Annotated in this window: 18 protein-coding genes; 7 read left to right on the plus strand and 11 right to left on the minus strand. The window is 35.6% G+C overall.

Going from position 1 to position 19,585, the window contains the following annotated elements; genetic code table 11:
- Positions 1-99: 99 nt before the first annotated feature.
- Genes CF651_RS24105 through CF651_RS24120 form a run of 4 tightly spaced genes read right to left on the minus strand, consistent with a single transcriptional unit; the run spans position 100 to position 6,520 of the window.
- The gene (locus CF651_RS24105) at positions 100-783 is read right to left on the minus strand and encodes a hypothetical protein (RefSeq protein ID WP_094017442.1); all 684 of its coding nucleotides are present in this window, start codon (positions 781-783) and stop codon (positions 100-102) included.
- The gene (locus CF651_RS24110; protein WP_094017443.1) at positions 770-2,593 is read right to left on the minus strand and encodes a hypothetical protein; all 1,824 of its coding nucleotides are present in this window, start codon (positions 2,591-2,593) and stop codon (positions 770-772) included. The genes CF651_RS24105 and CF651_RS24110 overlap by 14 nt, the downstream gene beginning before the upstream one ends.
- Before the next feature lie 2 nt (positions 2,594-2,595).
- Complete coding sequence (locus CF651_RS24115) at positions 2,596-5,193, minus strand: hypothetical protein (RefSeq protein WP_094017444.1); 2,598 nt, start codon at positions 5,191-5,193, stop codon at positions 2,596-2,598.
- Between the two features lie 4 nt (positions 5,194-5,197).
- The gene (locus CF651_RS24120; RefSeq protein WP_094017445.1) at positions 5,198-6,520 is read right to left on the minus strand and encodes a site-specific integrase; all 1,323 of its coding nucleotides are present in this window, start codon (positions 6,518-6,520) and stop codon (positions 5,198-5,200) included.
- Positions 6,521-7,265: 745 nt separating this feature from the next.
- Between CF651_RS24120 and CF651_RS24125 the strand changes: the two genes are divergently transcribed.
- The 3 genes from CF651_RS24125 to CF651_RS24135 all read left to right on the plus strand — a co-directional run bounded on the left by CF651_RS24125 (position 7,266) and on the right by CF651_RS24135 (position 10,176).
- Positions 7,266-8,690 (plus strand): nucleotidyl transferase AbiEii/AbiGii toxin family protein, encoded by a 1,425-nt coding sequence (locus tag CF651_RS24125; RefSeq protein ID WP_094017446.1) that lies wholly within the window; start codon positions 7,266-7,268, stop codon positions 8,688-8,690.
- Between the two features lie 150 nt (positions 8,691-8,840).
- Entirely contained in the window at positions 8,841-9,467 is a 627-nt protein-coding gene (locus tag CF651_RS24130) for a DarT ssDNA thymidine ADP-ribosyltransferase family protein (RefSeq protein WP_094017447.1), read from the plus strand.
- A 1-nt stretch (position 9,468) separates the two neighbouring features.
- The gene (locus CF651_RS24135; protein ID WP_094017448.1) at positions 9,469-10,176 is read left to right on the plus strand and encodes a DarT1-associated NADAR antitoxin family protein; all 708 of its coding nucleotides are present in this window, start codon (positions 9,469-9,471) and stop codon (positions 10,174-10,176) included.
- Between the two features lie 228 nt (positions 10,177-10,404).
- Here CF651_RS24135 and CF651_RS24140 read toward each other — a convergent pair whose 3' ends face one another.
- From CF651_RS24140 to CF651_RS24155, 4 genes are all read right to left on the minus strand, one after another.
- A complete protein-coding gene (locus tag CF651_RS24140) occupies positions 10,405-11,040 on the minus strand; it encodes a hypothetical protein (protein WP_094017449.1) in 636 nt (211 codons plus the stop codon).
- A gap of 48 nt (positions 11,041-11,088) precedes the next feature.
- Positions 11,089-11,394 (minus strand): hypothetical protein, encoded by a 306-nt coding sequence (locus tag CF651_RS24145; RefSeq protein WP_179232967.1) that lies wholly within the window; start codon positions 11,392-11,394, stop codon positions 11,089-11,091.
- Between the two features lie 206 nt (positions 11,395-11,600).
- Positions 11,601-12,551 carry a BsuBI/PstI family type II restriction endonuclease gene (locus CF651_RS24150; RefSeq protein WP_094017450.1) on the minus strand — a complete coding sequence of 317 codons (951 nt, stop codon included), beginning with the start codon at positions 12,549-12,551 and terminating at the stop codon, positions 11,601-11,603.
- Complete coding sequence (locus tag CF651_RS24155) at positions 12,548-14,044, minus strand: Eco57I restriction-modification methylase domain-containing protein (protein WP_094017451.1); 1,497 nt, start codon at positions 14,042-14,044, stop codon at positions 12,548-12,550. The genes CF651_RS24150 and CF651_RS24155 overlap by 4 nt, the downstream gene beginning before the upstream one ends.
- 88 nt (positions 14,045-14,132) lie before the next feature.
- Here CF651_RS24155 and CF651_RS24160 point away from each other — a divergent pair, with 88 nt between their 5' ends.
- Both CF651_RS24160 and CF651_RS24165 read left to right on the plus strand, forming a co-directional pair.
- Positions 14,133-14,759, plus strand: a complete 627-nt coding sequence (locus tag CF651_RS24160; RefSeq protein ID WP_094017452.1) for a hypothetical protein — start codon at positions 14,133-14,135, stop codon at positions 14,757-14,759.
- 65 nt (positions 14,760-14,824) lie between these two features.
- On the plus strand, positions 14,825-15,388 hold the full coding sequence (locus tag CF651_RS24165; RefSeq protein ID WP_094017453.1) for a non-canonical purine NTP pyrophosphatase: 564 nt from the start codon (positions 14,825-14,827) through the stop codon (positions 15,386-15,388).
- An 85-nt stretch (positions 15,389-15,473) separates the two neighbouring features.
- Here the strand turns inward: CF651_RS24165 and CF651_RS32010 are convergent, their stop codons facing one another.
- Together CF651_RS32010 and CF651_RS24170 are read right to left on the minus strand one after the other, a co-directional pair.
- A complete protein-coding gene (locus CF651_RS32010; protein ID WP_144029101.1) occupies positions 15,474-15,824 on the minus strand; it encodes a hypothetical protein in 351 nt (116 codons plus the stop codon).
- A gap of 79 nt (positions 15,825-15,903) precedes the next feature.
- On the minus strand, positions 15,904-16,893 hold the full coding sequence (locus CF651_RS24170; protein WP_094017454.1) for a DGQHR domain-containing protein: 990 nt from the start codon (positions 16,891-16,893) through the stop codon (positions 15,904-15,906).
- Between the two features lie 133 nt (positions 16,894-17,026).
- Between CF651_RS24170 and CF651_RS24175 the strand changes: the two genes are divergently transcribed.
- A complete protein-coding gene (locus CF651_RS24175) occupies positions 17,027-17,380 on the plus strand; it encodes a helix-turn-helix domain-containing protein (RefSeq protein WP_094017455.1) in 354 nt (117 codons plus the stop codon).
- Between the two features lie 57 nt (positions 17,381-17,437).
- Complete coding sequence (locus tag CF651_RS24180; protein WP_094017456.1) at positions 17,438-18,475, plus strand: hypothetical protein; 1,038 nt, start codon at positions 17,438-17,440, stop codon at positions 18,473-18,475.
- 107 nt (positions 18,476-18,582) lie between these two features.
- On the opposite strand, the gene CF651_RS24185 is transcribed toward CF651_RS24180, so the two are convergent.
- Positions 18,583-19,521, minus strand: coding sequence for a BsuBI/PstI family type II restriction endonuclease (locus CF651_RS24185; RefSeq protein ID WP_094017457.1), 939 nt, complete (start codon positions 19,519-19,521; stop codon positions 18,583-18,585).
- Positions 19,522-19,585 lie beyond the last annotated feature (64 nt).

Below are 19,585 nucleotides of genomic sequence, written 5' to 3' on the forward strand. Positions count from 1 at the left end.
TAGAAAGCCTTATACGCCCTTAGAATAGATTACCATACAATTTCATTTCTATTTTTTAAAGTGAACCGAAATCGTCTAATGCTGATCGACGCGGAATGGTTACACTTTATCATTTCTCTCAGTTGACTTACTAACGATATATGATTCAAATTCATATGATATCGTAGGGTCATTTGAAAAAACGCTTTCCAAAATATTTGTAACTGGCTTCGTTCTTGTCCTTCCGGTATTCATTATGTTTTCGATAGGAAAGTCCTTGGAAGCACTATATTCCATTAATTGAAAAATGATGGTTTGTATGCGTTCAAACCTATTTTTCCAATAAAGTTTTTGTTCCCGTTCATTCTGAAGTTCTTTCTCTATTCGAGAAAGTCTACTGAAAAATTGCTTCGCCTTCATTTCGTTAATACGAAGCGTATTTATCAGTTGATTCTTATCTTTTGCACTACCGGAGAAAAGCCTATTTACCGCATCTTCAGTATTAATCAATATTTCATTGCTCTCGGATGTTCCAATAGCTGGTAGATGTTCCTCTGTGAAGGCATTTACCTTGTCGACCAATTGTTTCCCTTGTCTATTTGGCTTTCTCCAATAATCGTCGGAAAGTTTTCTTTTTAAATAAGGATATTTGCCATTGTTGAAACCATCTGATGCAAATCTGTAAACGTCCATATACTTGATTTTCCCTTTTAATTTCAACCCCCTCTTACAATCGTCAATAATTCTAAGTATTAGTTGTTCATCAAATACTTCAGGGTTTCTGCCGCGATTATTTGTGCTCATCGGTAATTACCTTTCTATGTACAATTGACATTAGCTCAATGTATTCTTCAATTGATTTGTCTAATTTTTTGGAGAGAACAGCGAGATCCCTATTTAGGTCCATGCTCATTTCGTTAGCATCTGGGGACTTATCATTTCTGTTGATAATGAAAAGATGAATTTTCTCCATTGATTCAAGAAGTGCCTTCACAGTATCATAGGCGACTTCAATTTCCCTCTGAATCTTTTCTTTATTTTGGATGTACTCTTCATAGGAAATTTTCCAATAATCACAGAAAGCACAGTCATGAAATATGCATCTTTGTAAGGGATCAGTACAATGACCAAACTCTAACTTTTTACCTACAAGTGGTATGACCGAGACGAAAGTATCCTCCACAGCTAATGCTAAACCAAAGTTACAAGACATCTTATTATTCAATGTTATCTTGGTTTCACAAGAGCCTTGGAAGGTCGAGAACGTCCTCTCATATTTGAATTTATCCATCAATTTCAGGACTTCTACATTCAGCATGAACTCTTTATGCCTATGGTAGTGATATTGGGTGTTCAACTTAATATGTCCGCCCATTCTTGCAATTTCTACGGGATTGTAGCCTAATCTCATTAGGTTCAAGAAAGCAAAATGTCGTGTATCACCAGGTCTAATCATGCAACTAATATCATATGTGCGATCTGACACATTCATTAGGTGCCGGTCTTTCAATTCCAGTGGTCTAACGGAATATCCAAAATGCTTTTCGATTACTTTGGCATAAAAGAATTTTATATCCCTGTATAATGAGCTAACTGTATATTTTTCAGTATCAATTTTCCTTTCGCTGTAGTAATTCTTAAAAAGTTTACACTTCAACTGTACGGTCGCTGTATGCGAGATGAGGGTATCTGTTATCCCAAAACAATCAGAGAACTTAATGTATGTCTCGATATCTGTCCCTAAAGAAAAAGATATTTTTATCGTGTCGACGACTTGAATTCGATCTCTATTCCGGTTCTTGCTACCTTTTTTGCTGGAACGGGGAAGACGAAGGAAAAAAGAATCTTCTTTGAACAACAATGCGTCTCTTTTTACTCCGCAGAACTCAAATGGCCTGAGTGGGATAATGTTTGTTAAATTCCACCATAAGTAAATAGGAAAGTAAAGCAGATATTCTGCTGAGCCTCGCTCTAAACTTGTGAAATAGTCCTCAACTATTTTATCAAAGAGGAAAACATCTTTAGGAAGAGGGAGATCTCGTATATTGTTAGGTGATCGCACAACTTCTTTAAGGTCTCTAAAGAGCCTTAGATATACGGAATTAGTATCAATCTCTTGATAATAGTCCAAAAAATTGAGTACCCCTAAACAAGTGATAAATGCTGTATGTTCGGTTTCTTGGTCTATCCTTTCCACAGTGTCCTTTATTAAGGATAACGTGTTTTCATCTGGATTGAAGCACTTACTTACTTCAACAATTCTATTTAAGTACCTATAATATCGGAGAACACTGTAAACATCTAAATATGTAAGCAGGGATGCAATCCAACTTTTAACTACAACGATGAACTTCTCTTTTTCTATCTTGCCTAAATCTGAATTGAAACGTAGATGCTGAGCTGTAATTTCAAAATCGAAATTTAAACGTATTGCCGATCCTTCGTGTACTACGTACCATTGGTTATTTTCGAAGTTGCAATCATTCTCAGGGTGCTGTCCCATCAGTATTCGCAAACTTTCGTTGCTTGTTTCAACACTCTGCTCTATGTCAAATACATGATCGGAACTTTCACTTAATAAATCTATGTCCAGTTCTCGTAATTCCAACTCCATTTTCAACTCTCCAGTGGGATAGTAATGTATTCTTTGATACTTGGTAATATTGAAAACATCTCATTTATTTTGTTAAGCCCACCATCAATAAAATTATCCACTCGTTCCCTACCAAATTTTTGAATAGCAGAAACCAGTAGTTCCCGTTCTATAAATAATTGATTCGCCAAGCGAATTTTTTCAGCCTTATATTGGGTTGAACCAAATTGCTGTAGAAATTCTTGAATTTTATTCTGAATTCTTCTGTTAATAGAGGATAACGTATACAGGTTAGGTAACGATAATGGACAACTTTCACAGTTTCTTTTGCCAAAAGGACACCGGTCCTCGCCTACTAAACATTGAAAATCCTCTGATTTTGATGGAAGTATCCCGAGATTCAAAAAAGTATATTTCGTACGAAGATCTTCTGTCGGCATCCGGTTTAAGATATCGTACACAGCATCTCGTTCCTCTAGTATGAAGTTCGCAAAACGTGAAATTTCCTCAACTGCGGATATTGAGCCAAGTCCCTGTTTTATTATTACTGTATGGTGCGTCTTGTCTTCTCTATTTTCATATTTTCTTTGAGATAGAATGTCGGCAATCGCATCGTACACAAATCCAAAATTCCCAATATTAAACAGTTGTTCTGAAATAAAATTAACCTTGTCCTGGGGAATGGTGATATATATATTTGTTACCTCAACATCGGAATGGTTTCTTAAAAATTTAACTACTTCTACAGGATTCCGGTTCGTCAGTTTCTCAATAACTGAAATCATCAACGAAAGAAGTGTTCGGTTCATAGTTAAACTTCTAAACTTAAATTCGAACTCGGATATATATCCAGCAAAAAATGACTCGTGATTATAAGTGTATACACTTTGCAACCCAGATAAATTTATTACTGTGTTAGATAAAGGAAACAATTTCCTCTGGATTGTTGAGCTAATTATTACGGATGTGGCAAAGGGCACCAAAAGGTCATCGGATATTATAAAAAAGCGGCGACCGCCAGTCTTGCTATGAAGGTATGGTAAACTTCGATAATGGTCAGCAATCGCGTTTGCGACATCATACGTCACATCATTGTCATTTAGCCAATCAAGATCTATGTTTGTATAAAGTGACACGGGCAAGGTAGGTAAAGTTAAGACATCTTCATGCCGCCATGCATTGTTTAACAAGATTGTTACATAGAGCCACATGTTTGAGTAGTTAGTAAATGACCGCTCCCCGTTAATCTGTTTCATTGCCTCAGCAATTGACTTTGACTTGTGAATATCTGATTTTACATATTCAATTAGTTTTAAGTATTCGGATGCATTATAAACAGCCTTCTCTTTATTTCCGATTTTATGTTTGGGGTTTGTTATTTCTTTTATGTTAAAAGCGAGAGTCTTAATGCCTTCTTTCTCACAGGTCTTTGTTAGTGCATAAAGGAAACTATAATACTCTAATTGCCAGCCAATTGGTATGTCCTTGTGGAAAAGGGCAAATTCAATTCTTTTTGTGGAGAACAAGAAGATCTCTTGTTCTTTAATTACTTCTGAAAGCAGTTTGGTTATTCGTACAAACAACATAATTTTCTTCTTTTGTGTTGTTTCTTGACCTGATGAACTGTTTAATTTTAGACGGACAAAATTTCTCCAATGAAATGAAGTGAACCGAATCTTATCGTTGAAGCAGATATTATGAAGTATTAATAGCTCGCTGTATGCTCGAAATGGAAAATTTATATTTGAGTTAATAATGTGTCTTTCTTCTTTCAAGGATTTTACATGGACTTCTGTTGTATTACTATTTATGTTATTTTTTGTATTACCTTTTGTAATAGATTTTCTTTTATCGTCTTTCCGTTTCTCTTCCAATTCATCTATAAATTTCTTTAAGATGACTTTTCGGGTAAATGTATATTTAAAATCTTCCCCAGCAGTCTGCCCAATTGCTGGCATCTCAAAGTATACACTTTCATTAACGTACTCTTTGTATTTCAGTATTAATGCATCGATATCCCTTGTTAAAATGTAATATTCATCCCTAAGCTTCTTTACAATCTTGGATTGCTCCTCCCTCAGAAAGTTCAAATCATTCTCGTGATAATGGTCACCAACGACTGTGATAGTAAAATAGGGAGTTATACCGTACTCCTTGAATACATCTGCAATCTTACTTTTGCTCAGGCGAAGATGTTTGATCATTGCCCTTTTATGATATATCTTGGATGGTAGGTTATTAACATACTTATAGTATTCGACGATTTTTTCCACATCGTTATTATGTATGAATATCCTATTCTTTGAATTTCCAAATCTTATTGGTTTGATTCCGATCATATTGCATTTTTGGATTATTGGAGCTAAGGCATTTGTGGTAACATTTTCTTGAATAAAGTTAACTACTTGATTTAACTGCGTATGAGAAAGTTTAAAATTATCAATTTTATCTTTAGAGAAGTATGTGGTTTCTCCAATGGTTACTCCAAAGAATTCTACAAAGGTTTGATATTCTTCGGATTGCAGTGTATCTACATAAACCCAACTTAGCGTTACTTGCTTAATCATGAACAAATACCTTACTGCTTTTGCTAATCCAAATTTCCCATCGATATTGTGCATAGAATTAACTCCAAGTTAGAGGTTGTTTATCATTGATTCTTGATGTAATTTTTCCATCCGATGCTTCTTCGAAAAATTTTTTTACTTTGTTCATTGCATCTGCCATCGTTTCTTGAACCGTTCTTTCTTCAATATACGATAGCAAAGAGTCGAGACTGGAGTCCCCCCGAGCAATTGCGACCTCACTAACACTCATTCCAACGTCAAAACAAAAGTGCGTAAACACACCTCTTGATAAATGTGTAGACCAATCAATGTTAGACAAGCTTTCGAATAAAGCTATTCTTCCTGACTGACAAAGATGCATTAAGAAGGCATTTTTGGCTCTATTAAATTGATACCAATAGGCACTGCCAGTAATTGCATCACCCGTCCGAGATGAAATAAAAAGTGCCCTATCATTTTTAAGCCTACCTAATTTCCGGAATGTATCCAACCTACTTAACTGTTCATCGACTGCAATCTTTAACATTGTGTTCCAGAAGAGTGCTTGGTAACGTGGGAACTTCACTTGCTCACTACTTGTATTCTTTTTTCCAGGAAAGAGAATATTTTGCCTATCATCAATATCTACGTAATGTCCTTCAGGTTTCTGTAAGATACTGAATTTATCTAAGTTGACAACTTCACCTCTTCTGAGTCCTCCAAAAAATTGAAGGCATATCCCCAAGTAGATATCTGTGGCTTCTATCTTTGCAAATTGAAGGAATTCATTGAGTATCTCTATTCTGTTCCTTCCAAAGTCTGAAAGTTTTTTCATTCGTTTATTTTTTTCAGGAGGATAAATAGTATTCAGTTCACCATCATTAAAGATATCTTCCAAAACCTCTACTTCTCGGTTATTGTTGTCACGACCGTAATATATTTGCTTTTTAACATGCTTAAATTGTAAGGGTTCATATAGTAATCCCTCCTTATTCAACCAATAATAAAATTTATTTAAATACCTGATAATTTTACGCACATAACCTCCGTCAATTTCGCCTTCTCTGGATCGGGTGGACAACTCAGAAATAAATAATGAACCATGCAACTTCTTAAGACCGGATATTCCTCGGGTTACCAGGTTACTAAATTCATCGTATCCGTTGCTCGACATATCCCAGCAATAGTTCAAGAACTTACATATCTCATATGCGGCATTCTTTTGTGCACTTATACCCCCTCTTCCAAAAATGCTTCTTATAAAGTTTGTTATAGGCAAGGGATGGATGATGCATGTATCAAGGATCTGAATACCAATACCTGCAACCCTTTGAGCGTATCTTTTACCACCAACGTATTTTTCTAAAGTATATTCTTTTACCACAAATCTCCTATCTATCATGATTTTCTCCTCCTCAGTTCAAATCCTCAAAAGTTAATCTCGATAATAAGGCAAATAGGATTCCCACAGTTCCGCCCAACTCCAACCAGTAGAAGTTGGATAGTTTATAGTTTGAACTGTATACACTGCACACTTTGTTTCTTCTCCTTAATATTTTCTTTCCGCTATTTATAAGCAATGCAGACTTTTTATTGATTATAGGCAATAAAAAAACACCCTCTGCACAAGGGTGTTCTTATAAACGCTATGCTGTTTTGAGTCACAATATAATGAATTCACTTGCAATCACTTCCCCGCGAAGCGTAATTAATAATATCAAACGACAACCTAAAACAAACATAAGTGCCCTTAGGTTATCTCTCTTAATGGCGGAAACAAAGACAGAAAACCAATGCATGCATAAAAGCCACTGAATTCGCTTGTAAGGTCCAACAATCGTTCCATTAAGTGTAGCAAATGTGACGGAGAATACGCAACCCAAATATTTTTTCTAATTGATTGTGATGCTTCCATCAACACACCGTAAAAAGCACCAGTATGCCTTTTAGCCCAATAAGCACGGTTTATGTTGATTATGGGGCTTTCAACGCCTCTTCTTCCCTTATACCGCCTTCTGTAAGGCTCCACATCTGTTGGGATATTTCTCCAATTATACGCTCTATCGAACATTACCTCTTCCGGTATTATAGTCAGCTATCATATAATTATTAATAAAACTAGACTATTAACGAGGGGAGGTCTTGGAATGATAACTCGTGAAGAGATCATTGAAAAAGGAAGAGAGTTTCAAATTAATACATCCAATGTTCAACGGGATTATGTTTTCGGATGGTTTTTAGCTGGTATATATTCAATTTCGGAGTTAAAAGACCATCTTGTTTTGAAAGGTGGAAATGCGTTAAGGAAGGCATATTTTGAAAACACAAGATTCTCTGGAGATCTGGATTTTGCTATACAACACACTTTACCACAGGAACTAATTCAGCATGAAATGGATAAAATCTGCGATTTTGTACAATTGAATTCTGGGGTTATGTTTGAAAAGGAGAAGAACAAAGTATTCGAGAAGCAACGGATCGATAAAGACAAAAAAGTCTACGAGGTAAAAATTTATTTCAAGGACTTCTACGCGGCAACCAGTCAATTGACCATTAGCATCAAGATGGATATAACTCAGTTCGATAAGATACATTTACCCATTCAGAAAAGATACTTGGTCCATCCTTACTCAGATTTCAGAGATATCCACATTCAAATAAACTGTCTTAAGCTAGAAGAGATATTGGCATCCAAGCTGAAGTGTCTTCTTCAAAGGAGACATTCTTCGGACTTGTATGATTATGTATTTTCATTTGTTTTGAATAAATCTATTGATTTAAACAAAACAGAGATTATTAAAACATTCTCAAGAATGACTATTTTTGAGGAACGTAGTATAGGCATCGCACGGAGCTTACTTATCGATTTACCCTTCCAATTTATAAAGAGATTTTGGGATAAACATCTCGTCGTCCCTCAAAAAGGGATGTTACTTTTTGAAATGGTAACTGAAAAGTACAAACAAATCATTGAAGAAATGTTCGGGTCACTACCCATTGGTAGAGGAGAAGTAGCATTCTTTCCTTCACAATTACGGAACAAGGTAATGGAAGCTGGTCAAAAAATGACTATGCTCAAAGTAAATTACAATGGGACAGTGCGATTAGTTGAGCCTTATTCCTTGATTTATAAAGTAACTAAACAAGGGATCGGAAGTGAATACCTCTATGTATTTGATACAACGTCAAGACTGGATTCCCCTCCTTCGATTAAGAGCTTCATGCATACAAAAATAACTTCTATGGATGTAACCGACATTAAGTTTGAACCCCGCTTTGAAGTCGAAATCTCCAAGGCCGGCGAGTATCAGGACAATACATATTTTGGACAAACCAGAATAAGCAAACAAAAGCTTGTACGTCGTACTCTCGGTAAAAAAGTTTTTGTTTCGAAGCGAGGATCAAGTGGAAAGGTACTAAGTGGTCCTACATTTATTTATAAATGCTCTTATTGTAATAAAGAGTTTCGAAGGAAAATTCAGAATGGAAGTTTAAACCCTCACAAAGACAAGTACGGAAATAAATGCTATGGTAAACATGGCTTCTTTATTCGAACTATTTTTTTAACATAACCAGGCGTTTAAATCAATTCTATGAGGTGACAATCGTAGCGATAATACTTTATTCCCTATGTTCTAATTTTGATCATACCAAAATATAGTAATTAAGATGGTTGCTCGTTATAATATTAGGTATAAAGATGCGAACAGGGGGACTAAAGTATGAGAGAAGCTATGAAGGAATTTGAAATTGATTATTTAGTTCATTTCACCCAAGCTGAGAATTTGTCTAGCATCATTAGACATGGAATTTTACCAGTTGCTCAACAACGCTCTCATAACATATCCGCTAGAAGGAATGATGTGTTTAGGATGGATTTCTGCGAAGATGCAACAAGTACATCAATCCATTTCCCTAACTATCGATTATTCTACAGATTCAGAAGGAATGACATGTCGGTTGATTGGGTAGTATTACTTTTATCACCAGAATTGTTAATAGAAAAACAGTGTGCATTTTGCACAGATAATGCCGCGAATTCGAATATCTCACAACAAGCATTAAGAGATCGAATTGGAGCTGACGCATTACGAAGAATGTTTGATGAAATCCCTGGTAAACCTACAAGAGCTGTTCTCGGCATACCAAAATATTTACCAACTAATCCACAAGCTGAAGTGCTTGTGTTTGGTAAAATAGAGCCCCATCACATCGGTGCAGTAATATTTGAAAATAATGCCACCTTACAAAAGTATCGACACATGGTCCCTAATGATCTTGAAGCAGACGTATTTGAAGAATTCTTTGCTCCGAGGAAAGACTATGTACATTGGCAGAGAGAGGCGTAAAATGGCAAATCGACCAGTCTTCATTTCGGACCCCAATAATGGCAATTACGTAAAAACTGTCGATGTTGAGTTCGATTGGTTTCCTGGGTTTTCGATTAAACAAAAACAACGATCGATTTCCTCGTTGCATAATAATTTCCAGAAAAACTACCCAACATTAAGCATACTGGAAATATCAAGTAAATCAGAAAATGAGCTAGGCGTTGCTTTAAGTGCATTTAACTTAACAATTGAAACGAAAAATAATAAGTCTTTTAGTGTTGAAACAGCATTCCAATCAAGTAAAGTGTTCGAACATGGTGGTCCTTATACTGACCTACTGGGTCACAATTCAAGAGAAGCAAAAAAAGATCAACGCTTAAAAAACAGTGGAAAGCTTATTCGATTTCAATATTTTAATCGAACTTGGTCATTAGAGCCTAAGACACTATTTTACGATTGGTTATACATTAACGCTCTTTCACTTAACAAGGAGCTAAGCACTTCGATATTGAAATACGATGCCTTTTCAGATATAGAATTCAACCCGGAAAAGTCAATAAACTGCCAAGCGAGATCTGCCGCATTGTACATTTCTTTATCTCGCAAAAACCTCTTAACTTATGTTTTAGAATCAACTGAAAATTATATTAAGTGCATGGGTGTTAGTAAGGAACCAACAAAGGATGAAAAAACAGCTCCACCTAAGCAATTGGATCTTTTTAGCTAAATATTTACATCGACATAAAAATTTCGTATTATATACATGAGTCGTATGGGGAAGCACCTCTACGGCTTTTTTTGTAATCGAGTGTTGTCTGAAAGTTAAATAGTTTAAAATCCCCTTAAAATGGAGTAACCCGACGGCTTTAATATGTCGGGTCAGAAAAAACGTTTGTTTATTAATTTTTCGATAAATAAATTGAATGATTAAAATAGATGTAGGCAAATAAGAATTTTAAACACGCCTTTTGCGAGGAAGCCTTTTGTAGTTTGGTACTCTCCATGCAAACCCAGGGTTTACATTGGTAGCATAATGATTTATTGCTTTACGAGCAACGTCCCTAAATTCGTCATCGTTCCAAAGTTGTATTATGAACTTTCTGTCTTCTGATTTTAATTGCTTATCATGAAGTATATCAAAGACTTCCCCTCTATATGGATCTAGTTTTATGTTAATATTCATATAGTTATGTCCATGTGGAATAGAAGGGAAAAAGTCCGGGTCACCTGCTCGGAAATTCCATTTATATTTTCCGGATGCCCGAATCAAATCTAATTTGTCATTATCCTTCTTTTTTAAGCCTACTTGTGCCAATCCTTCCTGTTCTGTGCCTTCTTGTTCTAAACCCTTTTGCTCTGATGAACTTCGATCTAATTCATCAAATTCGAATTCCTTATCTAAACTTTTTAGATCAACACCATGATACGTTAATCTTCTTATAATCATATTTCTTAGTGGATTATCTTTGTCAATAAGCGTTACTGCTGTCTTATATCTCTGAATTAATTCAAAAATTGTTATGTAGCCATATTCTAAACTCAACTCAGTAAGATCGATATAATCAAAAAAAGCCTCATGTTTTAGGAACATTTTTCCTCCCGTTAAGTGAATACATTACAAACGTCGAACTGATCACGATTACGTATCCAACATATCCCACTCATCACCTAGAACCCAACGTAATGCAGAGAGCTTGCCGTTAATCATTCCCCATTCAAAGTCATCCCAGGGACCTAAGTTATCAATGCCAAGTCTTTCTTCAACCATCGCCGCGGCTCTAAGTGCCCCTTCCCATATATCCCGTTGAATTGGTCGGGTTGTATGATCCTTAATAGGAAAAGTTTCTCGTTCAACTATTTCAATAATTCCTTCCTCAATTTTTTCTTTTAAGACCTGATGACGATTATACCAAACTTTGGTAGCGAATTCATCAATAGCTTCCACGATTTCAGTCAACCGCTAGACAAGTGTCTTTTTAAAATATATTAGTATACTGAATGTTTTTAGTCCATACGGGGAACGACCGAGTTGAAGTTATTGAGGAGAAATATAATGATAAAGTCAATAGAAATTAAGTACCCTTGCTACCCATATATCATCATGCTATCAAAAAGACATTAAAGCAAAGTCTGCTTTAATGTCTTTTCTTTTTACTGATATGGTCCTAAAAAGCGTATACCATTAAAATGTATCAAATGTGACGGAGCTTCCGCCACCCATACTTCTGTTTCCCAAGCAATCTCAGATAGGTATCTAGCCATAATAGACCTTGAGGGGAATGCAGTGACATATACAATTCCCGCCGAACAATCTTTAAACAATCGTGCCAATTCGTTATGACGTTTTCCATCAACAGGTCCATGGCTGGTTACGGATTCAATCAGGAGTAACCAATCCTTCTCTGGATAATATAAAACCACATCCGGCATTTTACCATGAGAATCTACAGTAACACCAAGTTTTTCAAGTAATGCCTTATCAAAATACCCATTCTTGTCTCCAGTTTCGCCCGCGTAAATAAGAACGCCCCCAGGTACATAACGGGGTCCAAAATCTTCAATAATTGCTTTAATAAGTTCGCTGTGTTCTCCAGGGCTTATATGGATCTCTTTCCCAGGAGCGACCTGAATAGGAATTTTATTTTGTTCTCTTTCCATTGCGTACTGTTCAGCTAAAGTCTGTCTTTCACTAAGATACTCTGCCAACTTAAGCTCAAAGTTGGGTTGTCCGAACGTTTTAAGTAATTGCAAGGCTTGAGGTTCGATTTGATATACGGCTTTTGGGCTATTAACTGGACGTTTAGGATTATCAGGGTTATATAATGCAATCCCTGCATCAACAAGTTGGTGCATTGAAAAACGTCTAAAGGTCTCTCTTGTATTCGGTGCGTATTCTCTAGCATAGTAGTCTCTACTAAAATCCATCATAGGGGTTATTCCAATAAGAGGTGCTTCTGCATCCTGCCAATTTCTATCCGGTGTTATGTTTAATAGAGCAAGTAAACAGAGAGCAGTCCGCTCATTATGTTGACCTTTAGGTAGACCTAGATACTTTATCAATTGTAATGCTTCATCAATTTTGCTTTGGCGGGCATCGGTCAAAGTATTTCCTCCACTTTCTTATCTATCTGTTCTTGTTCTATTTTACCAGAATTGGTTAGTGTCCAACTACCTAATTCCATCAAAACTTGTTTACTTGGAAATTTCATTGTACGAAGGTCTGTTGCATTGACTTGTGTATGCCCATTGAAAATTCGAAAGTATTGATCGACTAAGGTAGAATTTAGGTAGACAAATAAGCCATACGCGAGTTCTCTAGGAATTCCCTGTTTGTTTGAATGTAAGACATTCAAACTGTTTTCAAATGCTACTACATCAGTATCAAATTTTTCTGGGTCTAATACTCCTGCTACAACTCTTTTCTTTTCTTCTTTGGAAGAAAATCTTTTTACAACGGTATAGTAGCCATTAGGGTACATTGATTTTTCAGTCGTATCATCTCTAATTATTGCATTCGGATTCTTCATTTCTTTTGGCCATTCCGTATACTGTCCTACAAAATGATTAGGATAGAAAAGCGGAACAGTATTTTCTTCTGGCATAGCCCGTAGACTTCCTCTTGTGCGAAAATCGACGACAGGACCTGTCGAGACTTGAACACCTATATCTTGTAGAGAATATATGATCTTATCTGACTCAACGATAGGATTTTCGACCGATGAAGTTGGAATGTGAATAAATTTCTCAGTATCTGTGGACGAAACAATTCGTTCAAACGGACGTGTTTTTGTAACGTAATCATTAAAGCTACCATCAGTAGAAGTAGATACTGTGACATCACCTTGGATTCCGCCGCGTTCTAACATAATGATTACGTTCTCTTGTAATACCTCATTATCCTTAAATGCTTTATCCCTTGACTCAAAAAGGTGTAGGTGATGAATAGCGGCTTTTTCAAGTAGATACTGTCTAAATCTTCGGAAGTACGGACCATTACAAAAACTACGAGGGATAATTGCAACTATTTGCCCCCCCTCTTCCATCAAAGCGAGTGATAAAGCAATAAAAGCTGAATACAAATTGCCTGTTTCGATTCCAACAGACCGGAGTAACTTCCGATGTCTTGAGTCACTGGCGATTTGTTTATATGGCGGATTCAAAATAGCATGTGTAACTCGAAGTTGATTGTTTTGATCAAGTAGTGTTTTATTATCTAGTAGAGTTTGTACTGCCCATTCAATAAAATCGTCAGACATTATTTGACTACTCAGATTAAGTTTCTCAGAAAACATTTGAATTGAGTTTGTTAAATGTCCCCTCAAAATACTATCGATTTCAAACGCGACGACATTTGCTGATTGTGCTAAATTATTGTTGATAAGACGTTCTAAGTAAGCACATGTTAGCGAACCAACTCCGGCTCCTGCATCGAGTATATAATGAGCTTTTAAATGCTTTTCTCTAAAGAGGGAAGCCATATACTTTGCAACACTCATTGGTGTCATAAATTGACCTAATTCTGATCTTTTTTTTGAGTTCAGTAACTGATTTGCTTCAATTCTTGTATTGTCAACTTTTTCAAGTAAAGTCGTCATTAGATGCACCTCTTCGTACGTAAGTCTATCAAATTATTGTATATCAGTGAGTGCAATGAAACAATAACAATTAATTGGAGGATTGACGATGGTTTCAAATTCAAAGGCAGATATACTTGCACAATATACTTTATCATTAGCAAACTTCGAAATCGTTACTAGTATTGACGGTGGTTATAACCATATTGGTGCAACTATAGTTGATGGTATCTTACAATCAGGGCTAAGGTACGAAACAGTCGTCAAACCGCGTGTGGATAAAATACGAATGAATTATCCAGATGCAAACACTTCAAGCAAGTTTTTATATTTATTAGAACGAGTACCCGCAAGTAATTTGCTTCAATCAAATAGTGGTGTATCCTTTAAAGGAAGGAAACCTGACTACATACTTAAAGTAACTAATTTCTTTATTGAAAATGAGATTGAAACAGAAGAGGATTTGAAAAAATGGCTTGAATTATCCAGTAACGAAAGGAAACTCAAAAAATTAAAAGGGATTGGAAATAAAACGGTTGATTACTTTAAAATATTAGTGGGGATAGAAACAACAGCAATTGACCGTCATCTTGAAAACTTTATTAAAGAAGCCGGAGTCATTGCAACTGGTTATAAGGAATGTCAGGATATTATTAATGACGCGGCTGAGTTGCTAAAGGTAAATAAAGCACATTTTGATTATAGTATCTGGAAGTATATGTCCAATAAATCATGACCCAAAGAGTATTCTTGAGAGAATACGATTATAACTAACTTTTTACGAGAGGCATGGATGAACTAATGAAAGAGATAGTTTTCGTTACAAGTAACAAAGGAAAAATAGCATCTGCTCAAAAAGACTTGAAGAATATTGTGGTACATGCTTACGAAGCAGAACTCATTGAACCTCGAAGTGATGATATTAATGAAATTGCAAGGCAGAAAGTATTACAAGCTTATAGTATTGTAAAGCGACCTTGCATTTCACTAGATGCAGGATTTTTCATTTCACAGCTAAATGGATTCCCAAGAACGTATGTTAATCATATGTTGGATACCATCGGAATCAATGGGATTTTGAAATTATTAAAAGATGAAGTAAATAGAAATTGTGAATTTAGATCTTGCTTAGCTTATTATGATGGTGACGAAATGAAATTTTTCGAAAGTAAATCACCAGGTAGAATATCCAATGAGATCAGAGGTAATGATAACGAAAAAAAATGGTCAGACTTATGGTTTATTTTTATGCCAGAGCAATTCAATAAAACTTTAGCAGAGTTTAGTACCGAAGATTTTGATCAATATAATAAAATAAAAGAAGATTCTTGTATGCTTAAATTCGGAGAATGGTACAGTAAATAATTTATACTTAAGAATTATTACCGAAAATTTGATTTTATTATAGTCATCCACGCGGCGATAATTGTTGCCGCGTGAACGCAGTTCCTTAATTTACATACAATGAGTATATATCCAATAAATTATCTAAACCATCAAAGAGATCTCTGGTTTTTGGACATCGATAAGATTCAATCGAATTATGACTTGATACCTGAGAAGTATTAATAATTTGGGATTGAGTCAAAAGATAGTTATTGGGTATGTCAAAGCTTTCGTTAATTCTTACTACAAGTTTGTTATAAAGAACTGGGTCCGTTACACAAGACATTAATAATTTATCGATCATTGGTCTTGGGATACCTGTAAGTTTTGATAGTGATAATTTTGAATAGCCTCTTTCACGAATGAAAAGGAGTAGATTTTTGGCGATTGTGTTTTGATGTTCAAAAAAGTTCAAGGATGATGTTTCTCCTTTCTTGTAATTATTTAGTTACATACTTCAAACTCTCAAAACAAATGGTATTTAACAACGAACATTAAATCATGATGGCTTGTAGATCCATTGCAAGTGTTTTTGATCCATTTAATCCCTTTAGGTAACGTAGCGGACCGTTTACAGACCAATCAACTGTTTTGAGTTTCCCAATACCTTTTTGAACATTTTGAAAATCAATTTGTTTACGGGTTTTGTGTTTACAGTTAAGTAGTAATTCTTTTCCGGCTATTGATAATGCCTCAAGGCACACAATATGTGTGAGTCTGTACTCGTTATAGTCATTCCATTCTTCGCTAAGAACTCCTCGGATACTTAAGAAATATGTTAAAGCTATATTGAGTTTTTCTTCCTTTGAGAAAGAAGACATTGTCGGTTCATTTGTTAGAATGTGTAAAACCCGATAAACGTTTTGTAGCGTCACATGCCTACCTTTTGAACGCTTTCCGGTAATCGTACCGATTTGGTGAAAGGGGCTTTCTGTTCTAGTCACTAGTTCAGTAGCAACCCAGCTAAGATCATCTAAATCTCTACGGAGATATTTGCTTAATGATAGCCCAATCCCTTTAGCCTTCGTGTTAATAGTATCGAATAAGTTTATCTCTTCATCTTCATCCAAATAATGGTACGCGACAAATGGAATGTTAATTTCTGAACTTGTTTCTTGAGAATAGATTTGTGCTCCCCCAATACGATGCTGTCCATCTATATTCGAAGCTTTTGCTTTACATAACAATCTACCGAAGCTTGGTCGATCCTTATCATATGGAACAAACTCCCACTGTGACGCGGCATTTAATAATATTGGTGAAAAAAGTGCATCATCGCCTCTCGATAAATACTTAGCAAAATCGTAGCACCGTTTCTTGTCAACGGGTCGCTGATATCCCTTTCCCGTCTTCATGTCATATGGTTTTACGTACACCAGTTGATGACTAAGTGAAGAAAGGAATGAACCTTGGTACATCACCTTTCCACGCATTTTGCCCATAAGTACATTTTCAATAACCATATGTGTTGATAGTATATTCATCACATAAACTACCTCCAAATCATTTTATATTGTAATAATAGATCTTATAAGATCTAAATTCAAACGGAAATATATGTTATAAGTATGTTTAAGTTTTGGGTATACTTGCCTACTCTAAAAGAGGGGTGAGTTATTGAAAAACCTGTTGACTATAGTCGGTGAACGTATCAGATTTTTCAGGAAAAATCGTGGGTTAACTCAGGAGCAACTTGGAGAAAAAGTTGAACTTCCGCAATCATACATCGGTGGAATTGAACGGGGCGAGAAGAACATCTCTTTGGAGACATTGGAACGGATAGTTGATGCATTGAAAATTGAACCCTCTGATGTTTTAACAAGCGGGAAGAAAAGGAATACGAAGGATGAAATATTAATTGATAAAATCTTATTGAACCTACAGGGGCGAAGTCCGATAGAAATTGAAATAATACATAATCTCATTGCCGATGTTTTAAAAGCATTCGATAACCGCAATAATACTAAATAAAGCCTTGTCATTTTTGATTTTATTTTTCCTTATATTAAAGAAAAAAGGACTGTACTAATGGATACTTTCAATGAAATTGCTTTGTCAAGAATCGCTACAATAATAGATAAAAAACAAATAATCAGAACTCGAAATAACGCAACGTGGGATAGGATACTTTCAAATTCCGGACAAAGTGACCTGTATGAGACGTATAGCAGTTTTTTGAAGCCATACTCCTACAATGGACAATATCAAAATAATAATCCTAGATTTGATGAGTTTTTCTCAGCTATCAAAAATATCTTAAAAACTGTATATGCAAATGGGGAAAACACCGATAAGTTCATAATCCTCATAAGTTCCATTGTTGATGAAATTGACTTAAATGACTTGTTTGATCGTGAAATAGACGACTTGCTCCATAATAAATCCCGCGGTTTCTACTTTTCATTAAGTGATTTTTTTAAAGACAACTCGGATGAAGAAGGTCTAAATTTAATTATGGAGAGTTCTGTTGCTGACTATCAGGAATTACTGCATAACCTTCATATCCTAAATTTGGATATTTCGTTCACTAATAGTAAATTAATACTGAGACCATTTACTGAACAAAGTGGGAATCGAAACACTTCGTTGTTAGTCGATTGGCTTAATGAAACATATCCTGAAATAGGAAGATCGTATAAAGAGGCTGTTGAAAACTACATAAGCGGTCAACCTGTTCCTTGTTTATCCAGTTGTCGTAATGTTATAACTGGAATATTCAGCGAGTTTAAAGATGATGGAAACAAATGGGTTAAGGGCCTACAAAAACTTAGCACAGATACATTTATCGAGAAAGTTATTACCCCCAATAATATTGTACAAGGCTCGGCGAATAAGAACATTATATTCGATGATCAGACGAAGCAGTTCAACTATCCAAGATTCACACTTTTTTACAACCTCTACTCCTTAACATCCGACTTGGGGGCACACATTAATGAAGCTCCAAAGATTGATGGTGTACTATTTCCAGAAGTAGCCACCTTAAACGATGCATTATTGGGACTAAGGATGACGGAAGATGTATTAATTTGGGTTAAAGAGCGACTTAAGACTTACGCAAAATAAGCAATAAAGGCAAAACTCGTTCTGAGTTTTGCCTTTATTGCTTATTTTAGCCTTCCCTTCGTTTTTGTAGGTTTGACCATTTGCCCAACAATTGTCTTGAAATTTAATTAACGAGGACCCAAAAAACGATCCCCATTTAGATGAATCATGTGATCAGGATTTTCAGCAATCCAAATTTCAGTGTCCCATGCAATTTCATCAATAAATTTTTTAAAACCATTCTTGCTGGACATATCAAGAAATGCGGTCACATATACAATGCCGCTCGTACAGTTTTCAAGCATATTTTTTATGTCATTCATTCTTTTGACGGAAACAGGTCCTACCGAGGTTACCGCTTCAATAAAGTATAACCAATCCTTATCACTTCGATATAAAATTACATCAGGTAATTTATCATTATCTGTTAACTTAACTCCCAATCCCTTAAGTTTCTTACCTTTTTTAACCAAATCCTTTTTTGCGGTATCACCTACATAGAGAACTTTTGAACCTGGAGCGAACCGTGGAGCAAACTCTTCGATAATCGCTTTTTGAAGTTTATTGTGTTTCCCAGGACTAAAATGCAAAGCTTCACCGTCAATAACAACGGGGATCCGGTTTATTTCTCTTTTTTGGGCATATTTCTGTATCAAGGTTTCCTTACCTTCGAGATATTTTGCGAGTAGCCCTTCCCATGCATCCGTGCCATAATTCTTTATCAGATCCAAAATCTCATCAGTTAATTGATAAGAGTATTTGGGGCTATTAGTAGCTCTATCCGTATCAACAATATTTCTTACAGTGATAGCGGCATCACAGAACTGGTGTACGGTACTTTTTCTAAAACCCTCTCTACTACCAGTTTTGTACAATTTTCCATAATAGTTTGCAGTGAACTCCATTATTTCTGAAATTCTTTTCTCATGACTACTAGCATTCACCCAATCGTCATGTTCCATGAGTGATGCTAATGCCAAGAATGTATATGCACTACGGTCGTTATATTGTGTTTTAGGCATCCCCAAAGACATCAATATATCTTTTGCTTCCTCAATCTTTCCCACAAAGATCTACTCCTTCTCAATATTCAAAAAACCCTCTCCTCCACTTCGGAGTAGAAGGTTTCTG

It is taken from the genome of Paenibacillus rigui, from assembly GCF_002234615.1.
Lineage (GTDB): Bacteria > Bacillota > Bacilli > Paenibacillales > NBRC-103111 > Paenibacillus_S > Paenibacillus_S rigui.